The 16,237-nt window shown below is 46.7% G+C and carries 11 protein-coding genes; 7 read left to right on the top strand and 4 right to left on the bottom strand.

Going from position 1 to position 16,237, the window contains the following annotated elements; genetic code table 11:
* Positions 1-53 precede the first annotated feature (53 nt).
* From GA004_RS16345 to GA004_RS16320, 6 genes are all read left to right on the top strand, one after another.
* On the top strand, positions 54-752 hold the full coding sequence (locus GA004_RS16345) for a class I SAM-dependent methyltransferase (protein ID WP_283394952.1): 699 nt from the start codon (positions 54-56) through the stop codon (positions 750-752).
* Between the two features lie 144 nt (positions 753-896).
* The gene (secA, locus tag GA004_RS16340; RefSeq protein WP_283394950.1) at positions 897-3,920 is read left to right on the top strand and encodes a preprotein translocase subunit SecA; all 3,024 of its coding nucleotides are present in this window, start codon (positions 897-899) and stop codon (positions 3,918-3,920) included.
* A 211-nt stretch (positions 3,921-4,131) separates the two neighbouring features.
* Positions 4,132-5,205, top strand: coding sequence for a TIGR02597 family protein (locus GA004_RS16335; protein WP_283394949.1), 1,074 nt, complete (start codon positions 4,132-4,134; stop codon positions 5,203-5,205).
* On the top strand, positions 5,202-6,908 hold the full coding sequence (locus GA004_RS16330) for a fibronectin type III domain-containing protein (RefSeq protein WP_283394948.1): 1,707 nt from the start codon (positions 5,202-5,204) through the stop codon (positions 6,906-6,908). The genes GA004_RS16335 and GA004_RS16330 overlap by 4 nt, the downstream gene beginning before the upstream one ends.
* A 186-nt stretch (positions 6,909-7,094) precedes the next feature.
* Positions 7,095-7,787 carry a glycosyltransferase family 2 protein gene (locus tag GA004_RS16325; protein ID WP_283394947.1) on the top strand — a complete coding sequence of 231 codons (693 nt, stop codon included), beginning with the start codon at positions 7,095-7,097 and terminating at the stop codon, positions 7,785-7,787.
* Between the two features lie 67 nt (positions 7,788-7,854).
* Positions 7,855-8,604, top strand: a complete 750-nt coding sequence (locus GA004_RS16320) for a glycosyltransferase family 2 protein (protein ID WP_283394946.1) — start codon at positions 7,855-7,857, stop codon at positions 8,602-8,604.
* Positions 8,605-8,634: 30 nt separating this feature from the next.
* On the opposite strand, the gene GA004_RS16315 is transcribed toward GA004_RS16320, so the two are convergent.
* From GA004_RS16315 to GA004_RS16305, 3 genes are read right to left on the bottom strand one after another with little or no spacing between them, the layout of a single operon-like run.
* A complete protein-coding gene (locus GA004_RS16315) occupies positions 8,635-9,738 on the bottom strand; it encodes a GDP-mannose 4,6-dehydratase (RefSeq protein ID WP_283394945.1) in 1,104 nt (367 codons plus the stop codon).
* Positions 9,739-9,783: 45 nt separating this feature from the next.
* The gene (locus tag GA004_RS16310) at positions 9,784-12,372 is read right to left on the bottom strand and encodes a glycosyltransferase (RefSeq protein ID WP_283394944.1); all 2,589 of its coding nucleotides are present in this window, start codon (positions 12,370-12,372) and stop codon (positions 9,784-9,786) included.
* Positions 12,369-14,195 carry a glycosyltransferase family 2 protein gene (locus GA004_RS16305; protein WP_283394943.1) on the bottom strand — a complete coding sequence of 609 codons (1,827 nt, stop codon included), beginning with the start codon at positions 14,193-14,195 and terminating at the stop codon, positions 12,369-12,371. The genes GA004_RS16310 and GA004_RS16305 overlap by 4 nt, the downstream gene beginning before the upstream one ends.
* 411 nt (positions 14,196-14,606) lie before the next feature.
* Between GA004_RS16305 and GA004_RS16300 the strand changes: the two genes are divergently transcribed.
* Positions 14,607-16,028, top strand: a complete 1,422-nt coding sequence (locus GA004_RS16300) for a hypothetical protein (protein WP_283394942.1) — start codon at positions 14,607-14,609, stop codon at positions 16,026-16,028.
* Positions 16,029-16,030: 2 nt separating this feature from the next.
* Here GA004_RS16300 and GA004_RS16295 read toward each other — a convergent pair whose 3' ends face one another.
* Complete coding sequence (locus GA004_RS16295) at positions 16,031-16,231, bottom strand: SlyX family protein (protein ID WP_283394941.1); 201 nt, start codon at positions 16,229-16,231, stop codon at positions 16,031-16,033.
* Positions 16,232-16,237 lie beyond the last annotated feature (6 nt).

Raw genomic sequence — 16,237 nt, 5'->3', positions numbered from 1 at the left:
CACCCTCCAACCAAAATCTGATTCAATTGTTTGAGGGCCAGTGGTTTTCAATTATGCCTGAAAAACTGGGCGTTGATTCAAAAGGAATCGGAAAGCTTCATGATGATGGCCGTATTTACTGGGCTTCCTCTATTCTTGGTGGCTTTCGCGACAAATCCGTCCTCGAACTTGGCCCGCTGGAAGCTTGTCACACTGCCATGCTTGAAAAGGCCGGAGCCCACTCGATTTTAGGAGTAGAAGCGAACTCAGAAGCCTTCCTTCGATGTCTGGTGGTGAAGGAGCTGCTTGATCTGAAGAGGGCCCGATTTAAGTTGGGGAACTTCGTGGGCTACCTGCAAGAGCAGGAAGAACGTTTTGATGTGGGAATTGCCTGTGGTGTCCTCTACCATATGAAGAATCCAGTTGAACTCATTGAGCTCTTGTCGAAAAAAGTAAGATCGTTGTTCGTATGGACCCACTATTATGACGCCGAGCTGATTGGAGGAAACGAAGTATTGCGAAGCAAGTTCTCAGGGAGCTGGGTTGCGAGCCACATGGGGTTTGATCACCGGCTGCATGCCTACGGTTACGGCGAAGCGTTGGACTGGAAAGGATTTTGCGGAGGAGGCAGCGAATCTTGCAATTGGATGGAGAAAGAGGAGATGCTAAGGGCTTTTGACCACTTCGGATTTGAGTGGTTAGGTGATAAACATGAGTCGGACCATATTCATGGCCCAGCGGTTTGGCTAGCGTTTGAAAACCGAAATCTCTAGCCCATGCCGTAGCCAGATGGCTAGTGGACGAAGCCAAGTTCTCAGAATTTTGGCATTTAAACCGGCTGACAGAAATAAGAACCTTTTCATTGCAAGCTGGTCTTCTATCCGCTACCCGACAGGGTCTTATTTTAACGAGCCATAATGTTATCATCAATTTTTAAAAAATTCGCCGGCCGCTCCAACGTAAAGTGGCTCAAGTCTTGCCAGCCATTTGTTGAGAAAATCAATGAACTAGAGCTGAGCTATCAATCTCTCAGTGAAGAAGAATTAAAAGGGCACACGGAAAAGTTTCGTGAACGTTTCAAGAATGGTGAAACACTAGAAGACCTTATACCTGAGGCGTTTGCCACGGTCAAAAATGCGGCCCGAAGACTGGTTGGATCAAAAAGTCTTGTGATGGGGCAGGAAATCCCTTGGGAGATGGTGCACTACGATGTACAGCTAATTGGAGGAATGGCCCTTCACCAAGGGCGTATCGCAGAAATGGCTACCGGTGAGGGGAAGACACTAGTGTCGACCCTTCCTCTCTACCTGAATGCCTTGTCATCTAGAAATGTACAATTGGTCACCGTTAACGAGTACCTCGCACAGCGGGATTCCGAATGGATGGGGCACTTGCTGAAGTACTTAGGACTCACGATTGGCTGTATTAAGAACCAAATGCCTCCTGACCAAAAGCGTGAGATGTATGGTTGTGACATTACCTACGGCACTGCATCGGAATTCGGGTTTGACTACCTTAGGGACAATGGGATGTCACACAGCAAAGAGGAGCAGGTTCAGCGCGATCACTTTTTTGTGATCATCGATGAAGTTGACTCCATTTTAATCGATGAGGCGAGAACCCCGCTCATTATTTCTGGCCCGGCCCCTATTCAACGTGAGCAGCCTTACACCAAAATGAAGGCCGGTATCCATCGATTGGTAACCAAACAAGTTGCATTGTGTAACAAACTTGCAACCGCGGCGAAAATTGAGCTCGACAAAGACGAAGAAACGGTGGCCAAGGAGGCTCAGGCTTTCCAGGAAGAGTCGGCCCGGATTGCCAAAGAAAATAAGGCTCTTGGAGCGAATGGAGAGCCTCTCTTGCCTCAACCGGAAGCGGCCGACCCTTTCGCAGATCTTTTGTTGGTGAAGCTAGGAACACCTAAGAATAAGACATTCTTGAGACTCATGGAGAATGGGGAGTATCGCCGTGAGTTCGACAAGTTTGATACGGAAATGCATGGAGACCTGAACAAGGATCGCATGTACAACCTCAAAGAAAAACTTTTCTATGTGATTGATGAAAAGCAGAGGCAAGCTGATCTGACTGAAAATGGTAGGAAGGAGCTACGGCCAGATGATCCCGACGCATTCATGTTGCCGGACCTCGCGACTCGATTCAGCGAACTCGATAAAGACTTATCTCTGTCGACGGAAGAAAAAGACGCCGTCAAACTATCTGAGCAGGAAAAACTAGAAGTAGTTGGAGAAGATATACACGCGATCAGCCAGTTGCTGAGAGCGTATTCGCTCTACGAGAAAGACGTCGAGTACGTAGTGCAAGACGGGAAGGTAGTGATCGTGGATGAGAATACGGGACGTATTATGCCTGGCCGGCGTTGGGGCGATGGACTGCATCAGGCGGTTGAAGCCAAGGAAAACGTGACGATAGAGAGAGAGTCGCGAACCTATGCCACTATAACAGTTCAGAATTACTTCCGATTGTATGACAAACTCGCAGGAATGACGGGTACAGCGGAAACGGAGGCGACTGAGTTTCATGACATCTATTCATTGAATGTCGCGATCATTCCCACAAACGAGCCCTGTATCCGGATTGACGATAACGATGTGATTTTCAAGTCGCGTCGTGAAAAGTACAATGCGGCGATAAACGATATCGAGTTAGCCTATAAGAAAGGGCAGCCCGTCCTTGTTGGGACGGTATCGGTTGAAGCTTCGGAATTATTAGGGCGGATGTTGAGGAGGCGGAACATCCCTCACAATGTTCTCAATGCGAAATACCATCAGCAGGAAGCAGAAATCGTTGCCCGTGCGGGGATTAAGGGGGCTGTCACAATCGCCACCAACATGGCGGGTCGAGGAACCGATATCAAGTTGGGTGAGGGCGTCAAGGATCTCGGTGGCCTTCTGGTGGTCGGGACGGAGCGGCACGAGTCCCGACGTATTGATCGTCAGCTTAGGGGCCGCTGTTCCCGTCAGGGCGACCCAGGGCGGTCGAAGTTCTTTATTTCTTTGGAGGATGATTTAATGCGCCTTTTTGCGAATTCAGGTCCCATGGCCAAAATTCTGCAAAATTCGATGGAAGAGGGTGACCCTCTGGAGCATTCTCTCTTGAATCGCTCTATTGAGACCGCCCAGAAAAAAGTCGAGCAGCAGAACTACTCGATTCGTAAGCGACTTCTTCAGTATGATGATGTATTAAATAAGCAGCGCGAAATTATTTACGGGATTCGCAACGAGGCCCTGCGAGGTGAGTCTCCCAGTAATACTATTTTTGAATTGGTTGAAGAAGAGCTAGCTGAGCGGGTGGAGACGGAGCCGAACGGAGTGGACGGCGACTTGAGCGGCTTTGTGACCTGGGCGAATTCGCATTTCCCGATTGGCTTGCGAGATGAGGATCTCTTTGGAGTGAACTCGGAATCCGCTATCGATGTGGTGATGAGTAAAGTCAAGGAGGCTTATCGCCTCAAAAAGACAGCGGAAAATGAGGCGGCTCTTCTGCACCTTGAGCGTTTTATACTGCTGAACTCGATAGATGGGCGCTGGCAGGAGCATCTCACCGAAATGGAAGAGCTTCGAAGGAGTGTTTCACTCAGGAGTTATGGACAAAAGGATCCGCTGAGTGAATACAAGAATGAAGCCTACAGCTATTTCGAGGAGTTGATCGGAATGATCCGAACCCAGCTCTGTTCGAAACTTTTCCGGACTGCGACCAATCTAGTCGCAATTGAAAACGTCAAGACCATGCTGGCTCGCCAGGCAGTGGCACGGGGGCCAGGTGACGTAGATCTATCTGGCCCAGTAGGTCAATCGAGGGGTCAGAAGGAAATTTCTCTACCCAAAGTAGCGGTGAAAAGGGCAGTGCCTAAAGTCGGTAGAAACGAGCCCTGTCCGTGCGGAAGTGGTAAAAAGTATAAGCAGTGTTGCGGGCGCTAGAAGTTTTTGCGCACCGTCCGATCAACTCTTAGATCCGAAGAGGTTGGGGTAGTGGGATGTACTAGTCTAAATAGCTTGGTTCCCTCTTTGGGTTTTGATTATTGGTAGATTTGTTGGTTTTTTGCTCAGATAGGAAAAAACAAAACCAATGGCTTGTTTAAACCGTATTAAACATGATTTAATCACGAATCTCGATTTACTGAAATTATCCATGAATTACATTTGCAAGGGGAAAAAGTTTTTAGCGTTTGTTGCCTCCGTTGCTGCTGCAGGAACAGTCGTCAAAGCTCAGGAGGTTTATTCGCAGATTGTGGGAGCCATCTCTATCAATTTGCCGGCGGAAAGTGATGTTATTGTCTCATTTCCGTTCAAGCAGTCAGCCGAGTTTCGAGGCGTTCTCGATTCAGCCTCAGGGGCTGGGAGTCTGGTTGTGAATGTTTCTGCCGACTCGTTGACAAGTGGGGCGTTTGATGCCCAGTCCGGAATGCCAACCCATTACCTTGTGATTGAGTCAGGCACTCAACAGGGGGTTCACATTGACATCTCGTCCAACACCGGATCTCAACTCACGTTTGACGGTGGCGATGCGACCGGACTCGCAAACGGAGATCAAATCGCCGTTTATCCGCACTGGACCCTAGGATCGGCATTTCCGCTAGGGGTAGCGAATGAGGATGACGATGAACCTGGATTAAGAAAAATCGAGGTAATTGTCCCGCAAGCGACCTCGTCCGCTGGAAACATGATTCCTGAGGGCATTTTCTACTTTTCGGGTGGAGCCTGGCGCCAAGTTGGGGCAGGCATCAACGCGGTAGCTGATAATTCAGTCCTGTACCATGGACGAGCGCTCGTAATACGAAACAATGGTACGGTAGTGAAGAATGCTCTTTTCTTTGGTGAAGTAGTTGACGCTCCCATTGCGATTCCGTTAAGTGAATCTGACCAGTATTCACTAAATAACTTTGTCGGTCTCAACCGGCCGCTAGCTATCAGTCTAGACGAATTAGGACTAGCAGGGGGAGGAGTTTTTGAAGAAACGACGGATCCAGATAACCCGAGCGATAAGTTGCTGGTATACTCCCTGACAGAAGCCGGTAAGAACAAAAAACCCGTTGGGACGTATTACTACTATAACGGAGCCTGGCGTGAAGAAAGTGCTGGCGCTAGCGCAGACAAGGGAGGCGATTTAATTCAACCCGGGATGGGTCTTGCAGTGCAAAAGATCCAAGTGGGCTCTAATCCTGAAGATTCCAACTGGGTAAATGAATGGGGGCTGCCACAATGAGAACAAAAAAGTTAATCACAACAGGGGCTTTGACATCGATCCTCGTAGCCAAAGCATGGGGTTCAGTCTTCTTCACAGTAGATGTGGGTAGTTTACAGGACGAGAACGGTATCGCACTGGTGGATAAAGGGATGCTCTACCTAATTTCTAGTGGTGCCGATGGTTCCTTCTCACTTCCGACAGAAGGCTCAATCACCGGTGCGGGAGACGATTCGATCGTCGCAGCATGGGACTTGAGCGCGGAGGCCTCGACCCAGGGCGAGTATATTGTTTCCTCGGGCAAAGTTGCTTATGACGAAACTTGGGCATTGGGTGACGATCTCGCGATCCTTTGGTTTCCAAATCTAGCGGTGAGTAACCAGTCTCCGGCCGCAGGCGAGGCTTACGGATTTTACCGGAACACTTCCGTAAGGGGAGGGGGCGACGTCTGGGAACTTCCAGAAGATGGGACACTCTTGCACAGTCTAAAGTTTTTCACCGAAGGCGATAATCCGCTTGTCGAAAGCAGCGACGTTCCTGCGTTGTTAGCGGCTGCAGGACTTGGAGTCGGCGAATCAGCGGGACCTCCGACTGCTCCAGCAACAGTCGCAACCAACGAGGACAATCCCGGTACAATCGCCTTCGAATGGGAGGGAGCTAGTGTCCCAGGAGGAGCTTATCGAATTGAAAGAAAGCAGGCTGGCGGCTCAGACTGGACAGTATTAGGTACTGTGGAAGCAGGAGAAACAAGTTTCGACGACCCTACAGTAGGTCGAGGGAAGGATTATGAATATCGATTGGTGGCCATCAACGGCTTTGATTCCGTTGCGAGCTCTGAAGCTTCGATACAATCGCTACAATCAAGCCTCGCCAACATCGCCACCCGTGGAGTCCTAAAAAGTGGGGCTGAGGCGCTGATCCTAGGATTTGTGATTAAGGGGACTGGTCCGATCGATATCTTAGCAACGGCGAAAGGTCCGGAGCTTGCGAACGTGGGCATTACCAATTTCGCCCTGGATCCGACAATTGCCCTGTTTCCCTTTGGTGCAACTGCTCCCGATGTGGAGAACGACGATTGGGGAAACACGCAACTTACGGAAATCAATGATTTCGTTGGGAGATCTTTCGCTACCAATTTTACGGACCAAGCATCGAAGGACGCTGCTTTAGCGTTTTCGCCAGAAGGCACGCAGCTGTTCACCGCTATCGTCAACGACAGTGGTAATGCTGATGGCGTAGGCCTCGTGGAAGTTTTCGATGCCACTGGAACGTCGCGTAATGGAGTCGCTCCCAATGATGCACAAAATCGACTCGTCAATGTGGCTACTCGTGGATTTGTGGGTACAGGCGACGAAGTGTTGATTGCTGGGTTTATTGTTGATGGCCAGGTTGATTCCAAGCTATTATTGAGAGGTTTGGGACCGTCGATTGCTGGTTTAACCGGAACGGTTGAGGATCCGACGATAACGTTATTCCGTACTGATTTTACTCAACCTGGCTTTCCCCAAATTGAAGTCGCGACGAATGACAACTGGGAAGATGATGCTACCAAGGTCGATGAGATAATCGCTACATCCGGACAAGTTGGAGCAGCGGTGCTAGATTCCGGTTCTAAAGACTCGATAATTTTGATCGATGCGGTACCCGGTTTATACAGTTTCGTAATGTCGGGTGTCAGTGATGGCACTGGGATTGGGCTAGTCGAAGTCTTCCTCGCGGACTGAACACCTCCTCATCTAAGCGAGTTTCGAAACCCGGTTTGCCTCTGAGACGAACAGGGTTTATTTTTTAGAGATATTCGAGCTTAACCGATCTGAAGTTCGCTGCAATCGGATCAATTATATGTTAATTTCTGCCGGTTTGAGGAAAAGAGTTCATCTTATTCAGGCAATTTTGAAGATGTCTTATGAATGAAACTATCCGTAATCGTTCCCGCCTTTAATGAAGTGGATACATTGTCGTCGTTGATTGGCGCGGTTAGGGATTGTGGTGTTCCGGATTTGCAAATCATTGTAGTAGACGACGCATCAACCGATGGCACGGCCGACTTGCTCAAGGGACCACTAGGTACGGAAGTTGATATAGTCGTTCACCATTTAGTAAATATGGGAAAAGGAGCGGCCTTGAAAACGGGTGTTCAAATGGCGAAAGGGTCTCATATCATATTTCAAGATGCCGATTTGGAGTACAGCCCCAATGAGTACAGCGCACTAATCGACAGTTTAAGAAAGTCGGGTGCGGATGCGGCTTATGGATCTAGATTTTTAGGCAGAGGTCTGTCTGAAGTGAGTCCATTTTGGCACCGAATGGTGAACGGATTTCTGACGCTTGTATCGAATTTTTTTACCGGATACCGAATTACAGATATGGAAACCTGCCTAAAGCTTTTTCCGAGCGAATTTCTGAAATCGGTTGAATTCGAGGAAAACCAATTTGGAATAGAGCCAGAACTGACAGCAAAGGCGGCCATGGCGAATCTAACCATCGTGGATGTGCCGATCTCCTACAAGCAACGAAATTTTAACGAGGGAAAGAAAATTCGTCCTAAAGACGGTGTCAGAGCTTTGTATATTATAATTAAATACGGATTTAAGAGTTGCTAGGATTAAGCATATCTGGAACCTCCATTGAGGTTATTATGGAGTTGATCGTGAATTGCGTTTATTTGAGATGAGACTGTTAACGGAGTTGGCTTATAGACTACTGAGCAGCCTGCCGCCTTGGCTCAGAGACCATAGCCCGATTATTGAACTTAGAAATAAGCTAAGGCATTGGGAGATCCTAAGGCGAACCCGCGATTTAATTCCTGCTCCTGTGTACAAGGATAGTATTAGGAATGGAGATTTTAAAATTGTATTCATTTCTCCGATATATAAATCCTTCCCGCTCTTAGCGTTGTCGCTTATAGAGCAAACCTATAAAAACTGGGAACTGCTGTTCGTTCACGATGGCCCTGCGGATGATCTAGACGAAATAGCAAAGGCGATAATTGCTAGAGACGACCGGATAAGTTTTATTGAAACAGCAGAAAGGGCAAATGATTGGGGTCATACCCCAAGGCAGATAGCGTTTGAGGAAATTCGGGAAAGGGGGATTGGGGACTTTTTAGTGGTTACGAATTCGGATAACTATCATGTCCCTGGTTATATTGAGAAAATGCTAGAGCATTTTGATGATGACACCCATGCAGTCTATTGTGACATGATTCACGATTACTATAGCTGGAGAAACTTAGAAACTCGACTTGAGTATTCCTTTATCGATTGCGGATGTGTGATGGCGCGGAGTGAAACGGCTCTCAAGGCTGGTTGGAATGACAATACCTATGAGGGGGACTGGAAATACATTGCCGACCTAATAGATGTTTGTGGGACACAAGCGATACGGAAGGTTGGAGCCACATTATTTGTCCACTCCTAGCTCTGCTAAAATTGTCTTCTTGGCCCAGGGTTATATTCCGAATTGCTTGTAAGCGGTTTCAAAATTATCTGGGGCTGATTGGGTCTTTACCCACTCGATAAGTTCTTGGATTGAAGAATCAAAATTCGCATTCGGAGTATAGCCTAGGATCTCTCTCGCCCTTGATATATCGGCATAGCAATGCCGTATGTCTCCCGGTCGTGCGGTTCCTGTTACTTTTGCTGAGAAATCTTTTTCGAATGAATCTATTACTTTGTTCGCGACCTCCAAAATGGATATCGGCTGACCCGAACCGATATTGAAAACCTGGTAGTCGCCTGCGTCTTTCTGAGTTGCGAGCAGGTTTGCTCGAACGATGTCGCTTATGTGTACGAAATCTCGCAGTTGTGCCCCGTCCTCAAATACAACCGGTGCATTACCATTGAGGATTCGACTGCTGAATATCGCGGCGACACCCGTATACGGATTTGAAAGGGATTGGCGTCTCCCGTAAATATTGAAATAGCGAAGAGCGACAACAGGAATGCTATATTCCCTGCCTATCGAGATCGCCATTTCTTCCTGATCACGTTTTGTAATAGCGTAGATTGATGTTGGACGAAGAGGTTTGTCTTCATGGGTCGGTACATGGGAACAAGGTTTTTTGTCCCATTCTAATTCCCAAGTCCCACGCTCTAGTTGCTCTCTTTCTCGAAGGTTAGGGAATACTTCGTTATCGTTTTGTTTGTATAACCCCTCACCATAGATAGACATGGAAGAGGGTATGATCAATTTTTTTATAGGATAACGGTTTCGGTCGACGAGTAATTCGAGTAGTTTGGCTGTTCCCAAGGTATTTACTTCTGCATACTTGGTTGGGTTCCACATCGACTGCATCACACTGACGGCTGCCGCTTGATGCGATACTACAGAAATTTTTTCAAGGCACTTTGATAGTAAGTTCGTATCCCTTATGTCCCCGTAAACAAACTCAGCCTCTTTGTTTACGTAGGAAGGGGGCGCTTTGATGTGCCCATGTACTATTGGATCTAGATTGTCCAAAATCCGTACCTGGTAGCCTTGTTTCAAATATTCGTCCGCCAGATGGGATCCTACGAATCCGCACCCACCGGTTATTAGTACCTTTTCACTCATTTATATTATTGAGGATGTCTATTCTTTGTACTCGTTGATTTACATCTACCAAAGTGCAAATGATTTGAGACGTTTCTCGTAAATTTTCCCGATGATTTTGGGCGAGAATTGATTTCTTATGGTGATAGCCGCTTTTTCGCCAAGGTCTTTTGCGAACTTGCGGTCCTCAAACAGTTTCCTCATCAATTCAGCTGCGTGTTCAGAGCTAGGATCCGCCCAGATCTGTCCTTGGGTGTAGGGACCGAAGTTTTTCTCTAATTCTACAAGATTGAAGTCCACCGGACAGCCATTGGATTGGTTCAGAAACTCAGTTGTGGCGGACCAATTAGTTGATATAACAGGTTTTCCCAAATACATGGATTCGGCCACAGTAAGTCCAAACCCTTCCGCCCTGTGCAGGGATACGTAGGCATCCACTGAATACATTAGATTATAGATATCCTCTCGGGAGAGCCTCCTGTCTATGAGGTATACATTTTCGATTCCTTTCAGATGGGATTGGAGTTCCTTATAAGCCTCCTTGTTCCCCTCGATTGAATGTGTCTTGATGACCAGACCGACATCCTGTCCCTCTTTACCAGCAAACGCCTTTTGGAATGCTCTAATAGTAGCCTTCGGGTTTTTTCTAGGCTGATAGCTATTCAGATCATAGGCGAAAAGAAATAGGTATTTGTCGGACGGAAGGGAAAATTTCTCTCGGTCTGGCTTTTGAGGAGTCTCGAAGTCTATGCAATGGGGCATGGTGAGAACCGGTATAGGCGATTTTATCGTTACTGAGTCTCGGACGAAATTCGAAGGGGTCCAAATTTCATCGTAGTATTTGAAATATTTCATCCAACTATCAGGAAAATCAGGTAGCTCCCAGGCCCAGTATGCGATATTGCGTTTTCCTTTTCGAAAATTTTCACCATGATGGTGGTCAATGTCAGCGCTTTGTGGGGCGTCGATGTGGAATACATTGATAGGATAGGGATTATGTTCGACTAAACGGCTGCTAAGGGAGTGGTCTTCTCTACTGGCTAGGCAATTGACTTTAAGAGGAACTAAAGCGGTGCCAATCGACGTTGTATCCATGGCTTTGGTAGCGAGCCTGGCGGATTCCCCAATACCCAATTCAGCGTCAAACCATCCGATTAAGTTAATTCCGATGTTTGACGCTCGCCGGAGAAAATCAAAATTTGCGGGAGAACCCGACTGAGAATCAAAGTCCAGAAGCATCTCATGATTGATCAGCACATTCTTGATCAAGAGTCTTTGATTGAGTTTTTGGGCTCGAAATCGTCCCCAATAGTGTCGCAATGCCTTTGGGATCAAAAACCAGTTCTTCAGTTTTCTGCCAAGATAGGCATAGGCGTTGGATTTCGATACTCCTAAGAGTGTGATATCAATTTGAGAATTGCTTTCAGGTAGGGCGGGGACATCCTCTATGTTGACCGAAAATTGACCGGATTCTAATGGAAAGAAATCTTTTGATTCGGCAAAGTTGGTCGTTATCCGAAGGCCGAGTTTTCCGTGCGTCTCTTTATTGTTGCTTGGTAGCCGAATTGTACCAATAATTTGGATGCTAGAAAGAAAAAATCCTGCCCCTAGCTTTAGTTTGGCGTCCTCTTTAATCCAATTCCCTTTTTCTCGGTCTAGATTTGTTTCAAATCCGGAATATGAAAATTGAGTTCCTATCCATTTACCTTGATCGATATGGTAGCTTTCTTTGATCATTTCGTCCGTCTTATTATCTAGAATAGACATCCAATGCCTCTCGTTTCGTTTGAGCTTTGCTTCTACGATTAGTTTACCACTAGGTGGTAGCTTCTTGTTTAGAAAAAAATGAGATACCGCTTCCCAGACTTTTTCCAAAGAGACAGATTCGCTCCCATCGATGATACCCTGCAAATAGGCTGCGGGCCACGCGCTGGACATTGTAGTAGATATTTGAGAACGCCATTTTATTTGAAAAAGGCGCATGTTGCTCTCATTGTGCAAGTTATTTGTACCGCGGGTTGAACTGACGTAGTGATTAATCGTACTTTCGTTCGCGACGATGGTTTTTAGACCGATCTCCTTAGCTTTAAAACATAGGTCGATATCCTCACAACCGTTCTCGTATCGCTCATCGAGCCCTTCTAGTTTGTGATACAGATCTTTTCGAATTGCTAAGCAAGCTCCGGTCACTGCGAGGAACTCCGTAAAGCTGCCTTTGAGGTTTGGGGTTTTTTTGTGCCGGAGAGTGCCTTTCCCGTCGAAAAGAAATCCAGAATGGTCGATCTCTCCAATCGTGGCGTCTAACTGAACATTCCCGACGATTCCGACTTTTCTTTTGCGAAGCCCCGAAAGCATGGGTTCTATCCATTTGCTGGAAAAGACCAAATCATTGTTGAGAAGGAAGAGATAGTTTCCCTTTGCATTTCGTGCACCTATATTGTTGGACTTTGCGTATCCAAGATTTTCGTTGTTTCGAAAAACATGAATGCTATCGCTCTTCAGTGTACGTAGTTGGGTAGCGGTTTCGTCGTTACTGCAATCGTCTACAATGACGATTTCGTAGTCAATTTTTGTTACCGTTTCCTGAAGGGAACTAATGCATTGAAGCGTTAGTTCTATTTGGTTGAAAACGGGAATGATGAATGAAACCATCATCGGGTCGAATAATCTCGAGGCCCCTGGGCAAATGTAAAGTCCTCTCGGTCCAATGTTAGGTTTGAATTGTAGAAGGGGTCTCGCTTGATTTTATCGCCCCACCGAAGGTACATATACTTGGTCGCTTTCTCAAACTCTCCGGAATCGTCTGGTCCTCGTGATGCCGACTCATTATGGTATAGAAGTGAATACGGTGTGAATAAGGAGCGGTATCCACTTACCCCGCACCTAATGCAGAAATCGACGTCGCTGTAGGCATTAGGAGTATCATCCTCGTTGAATCCTCCTACATCTTCCCAAACAGATTTACGAAATGCCATACAGGCTCCTGTAACAGCACTATAGTTTCCAATTAGAAAGGCGCGGTGGATGTAACCGTCATCGGTTTTGTGGATGAATTTGAACGCTTCGCTACCGACCCCTCCTACACCAAGTACGATGCCTGCGTGTTGAACGTGCTCGTGGGGATACAGCAATTTTGCACCGACTGGTCCAATCTCGGTGCGGACAGCCTGCATAACTAACTCCTCAAGCCATTCTGGATTGATGACATTTGTATCATTGTTTAGGAGGCAGATGACATCCTCGTATCTAGAATGGATTGCGACGTTGTTAATACGCGAATAGTTGAATTTACCGGGAACTTTGAGAACTTCAGTTCCAGACGATTCTAGCGTATCGAAATAGTTGTGGGTCGCTTCTTCGACAGAGTCATTGTCTGCGACTACTATTTGATAGTTCCGGTAATTGGTTTTTGTAAGTATATTTTCAATGCATTCCTGCAAGAGTTCGACTCGATCTCGCGTAGGAATGACAATGGCCACCGTTGGGCTCGTATGTTTATAGCACGGTCGCCAATAGTAGCGATCGACAGGTTCGAGTGTAGCTGTGATATCGTTTCTCTTGAAATGGTCTTCAATCGCTTTTTTCGCTGCATTGTGAGCATACGACTTTTCATCGATGTCTCTAGCTGTAGATCCTGAAACCGATCTCCAATGGTACAATACCTCTGGAATGTGCTCAATCTGTTCTGGTTCTATTGTTTCGGATATTCTTAAGGCCAAGTCCCAGTCTTGGGCTCCTTCAAAACCTGCTCGAAACCCACCGACCTTTCTGACTTGGGAAAGGCGATATACGCCGAGGTGACTGATGAAGTTTTGACCAAGGAGCAAATCAGGATTCCAGTCGGACTTAAAGTGAGGCTGGGTCCTGACTCCATTTTCATCGATCTTGTCTTCGTCAGTGTAGATCAGGGCTGCATCGGGTTTCTCGTTTAGGCAGTCTACGACACGCGCGAGTGCATGCGGAGGAATTTCATCATCGTGGTCCAGTAGCGCGATGTATTCACCGGATGCAATTTCCAATGCTGAATTGGAAGCGTGGCTAATATGGCCGTTTTCACTGCGGAAGACGACCCTGACATTCGGATTATCTTGTTGGTACTGTTCTAACAGGAGCTTAACCCCTGCATTTGTTGAAGCGTCGTCGGCAATGCATAGTTCCCAATTCGAATAAAGCTGGTTCTTGACAGACTCAATGGCGGCTCGGAGCCATTGAATTTCTGGGTTGTACACGGGAAGTATGACGGAGATGAGAGGAGTAAAGGGTATCTGAGGGAGTCTAATATTGAAGTTACGGTGATATTCCTCAACCAGAGGCTCCATCTTAGTGCAAAAAGCAGGATAGTCTCTAAAGGCGGACGGCTTCGCAGCTTTGTGGTCTTCATCGCTACAATCAGAATCCGTCGAAAGCGAACTGCCGTTTAGGACTGGCGATGCGTCATTCGTTGAAAACAACTTTCGGATGAGTGACTTGAGAAACATGATTTGAGAGCGAAAAGTCGACGTTTCAAAAAATTGGATTCGCGATCTTCTGAGTATATTTCAGTCGTTTGAAACGGTTTTTTCTGCAAGTGCCTAGTTAGATTCATTTGGAGAGATCGTACTTTCGTGTGAAAGTGCGGACCCCGTGAGCATTGAGATACGAAGGCTTTTAGATAGCGATAGGTTAATACTGGGTTTAGCTGGAATTCGGCTTTTTTACGAATTTGAGGAAGGTTCAGATCTTTTTGGATTCTCAAATAAAGGAAATCGAAAATGAGCGAGAACTATAATCTTGCCCAGCAGGGGCTTTTATGTTTTATCTTTTTTTTACAAATCATGAATCCTCTAAGGTCTGCACCAAATTTTACGCATTTGATACTGCGAGTACCTCTGGTGTGTCTTTGTACCTCGATGCCTGATTTTTCGGTTTCTGGATCTGAAAGAGTGGAGGCCTATTGGGGGTCTTTTGGCGAACGAAGCGGACGGGTAGAAGGGGCATTTCTAAAAACTGCCAACAGTGGAATATTCATTGGTTTCGATGAAGAGTCAGAGTTGGGAGCTTTTTCTTCTCGGGTCGATTGGAATTCAGAGGGCGACTTTGTCTTTGGTGGTCTCGCTAAATTCAAAGGTTCTGACTTCCTCGTGCCAACTGCGGGAGTAGGTCGAGCTCTTACCCAGGGAACCGATGTGATTTTAGAAAGTGGTTTTGTTGATTCGGATCTGCGTTTTGAATCCTTTGTTAGAACGAGTGCTCAGCTTGAACGCTACAAGTTGGAGGGTGAAATTGATGGAGAACTGTATCTGGTTTTGGGTGATAACGACCTAAGTTACGCCTTGTTCATAGATCACTCAGGTTCAATTTTGGGAGGTACGTTGCAATATGATGAAATCTCGGGACTACTCTCGTTTCGTTCCCAGAAAGGCGATCGATTCGAATTTCAAACGAGCTCATTGTCGCCACGCTATGTTCTGGCGGATGGTCGCCGAGGCGGATTACTTGAGGTAGCAAACGAGAATCAAGTCGATTTAGATACGTCCTCCATTTACTTGAGTAAGGCTTGGAACTCCTATGTAAAGTCTTCTCAAAGTCCTCAGGACGGATTGCATTTCATAATCGAGGGAGAGGGAAGTATGCCGGTTGAGATACTGGCCGAACTATCGATCGACATCAGGAGCGTTTTCGATTGGGAAACTTTGAATTCCATCTCGATCGAGCTCTATCAGTTAGATGAGAACGATGAGTGGCGAATGTTGTTTCCCTCTTTGCCTCTCATACGCTCCAAAAACCCAGATGAGCCCGAGTTCAGCCTTTCATTGTCAGGTAGATTGGATGCTACGCTCCCTAGTGGCACCTATCTTGCAAATCTCTCAAACATCTTTTCCCTTTCTGCGGAAATCGCAACTCAGGCACATTTTGCTCACTCCAATGACATCTTTGTGGTAAACGGATCCACTTTCTATCAGAGGGATCCCCAAAACTTAGATCATCACTTTGGGTTCGATCTAGCCGGAGAGGGAGTTATCCAGGCTCTCGTGAGAAGCGTGGGGCCCGGTTTAGCGTATTTCGATGTTTCGGAGTGTACGGAAAATCCGAATCTTTCCGTTTATCAGCATGGGTTGAAATCATGGAAGAATGACGACTGGGCTATTGCTGAAAACTTTGAAAAGTCTTCAGTAATGGGGGACCGACTGGGAGCGTTTCCGTTATCGGAAAACAGTAAGGATTCGGCTCTCTCCCTTTCCTTAGGTCCAGGTTCTTATAGTGTCGAGTCATGTAGGGGCACTGATGATGGTGGGTTCGAGATAATCGAACTCTACTTGCAAACCGAGTAAAACTAGTAGTGAGGAGGCCTTTCGGTCGCTGGATCCGAGTTTTGCTGGGAAGTCTGCTGTTCTGAATTTTGCAGACTTTCGACATCCTCTAAGACCTTATCTAAGATTTTCCTTAGATTGAGGATCTCCCGATCCTGTTCTTCAATGTGCCTTTCCAGAAAGGCGATTTTTGATTCTAGCTCTTCTTTAGGTAATTCGCTCATTTCCAA

The organism is Candidatus Pelagisphaera phototrophica (genome assembly GCF_014529625.1).
In the GTDB taxonomy this organism is placed as follows: domain Bacteria; phylum Verrucomicrobiota; class Verrucomicrobiia; order Opitutales; family Opitutaceae; genus Pelagisphaera; species Pelagisphaera phototrophica.
Note: the sequence above shows the minus strand (reverse complement) of the source record. Positions and strands in the feature narration are given on the sequence as shown.

What these genes read in the sequence shown, in the direction of transcription:
- secA (WP_283394950.1), top strand. Translation starts at nt 897, where the DNA reads ATGTTATCATCAATTTTTAAAAAATTCGCCGGCCGCTCCAACGTAAAG.
- GA004_RS16305 (WP_283394943.1), bottom strand. Translation starts at nt 14,195, where the DNA reads ATGTTTCTCAAGTCACTCATCCGAAAGTTGTTTTCAACGAATGACGCA.
- GA004_RS16345 (WP_283394952.1), top strand. Translation starts at nt 54, where the DNA reads ATGCCTGAAAAACTGGGCGTTGATTCAAAAGGAATCGGAAAGCTTCAT.
- GA004_RS16295 (WP_283394941.1), bottom strand. Translation starts at nt 16,231, where the DNA reads ATGAGCGAATTACCTAAAGAAGAGCTAGAATCAAAAATCGCCTTTCTG.
- GA004_RS16320 (WP_283394946.1), top strand. Translation starts at nt 7,855, where the DNA reads ATGAGACTGTTAACGGAGTTGGCTTATAGACTACTGAGCAGCCTGCCG.
- GA004_RS16300 (WP_283394942.1), top strand. Translation starts at nt 14,607, where the DNA reads ATGCCTGATTTTTCGGTTTCTGGATCTGAAAGAGTGGAGGCCTATTGG.
- GA004_RS16335 (WP_283394949.1), top strand. Translation starts at nt 4,132, where the DNA reads ATGAATTACATTTGCAAGGGGAAAAAGTTTTTAGCGTTTGTTGCCTCC.
- GA004_RS16315 (WP_283394945.1), bottom strand. Translation starts at nt 9,738, where the DNA reads ATGAGTGAAAAGGTACTAATAACCGGTGGGTGCGGATTCGTAGGATCC.
- GA004_RS16325 (WP_283394947.1), top strand. Translation starts at nt 7,095, where the DNA reads ATGAAACTATCCGTAATCGTTCCCGCCTTTAATGAAGTGGATACATTG.
- GA004_RS16330 (WP_283394948.1), top strand. Translation starts at nt 5,202, where the DNA reads ATGAGAACAAAAAAGTTAATCACAACAGGGGCTTTGACATCGATCCTC.
- GA004_RS16310 (WP_283394944.1), bottom strand. Translation starts at nt 12,372, where the DNA reads ATGATGGTTTCATTCATCATTCCCGTTTTCAACCAAATAGAACTAACG.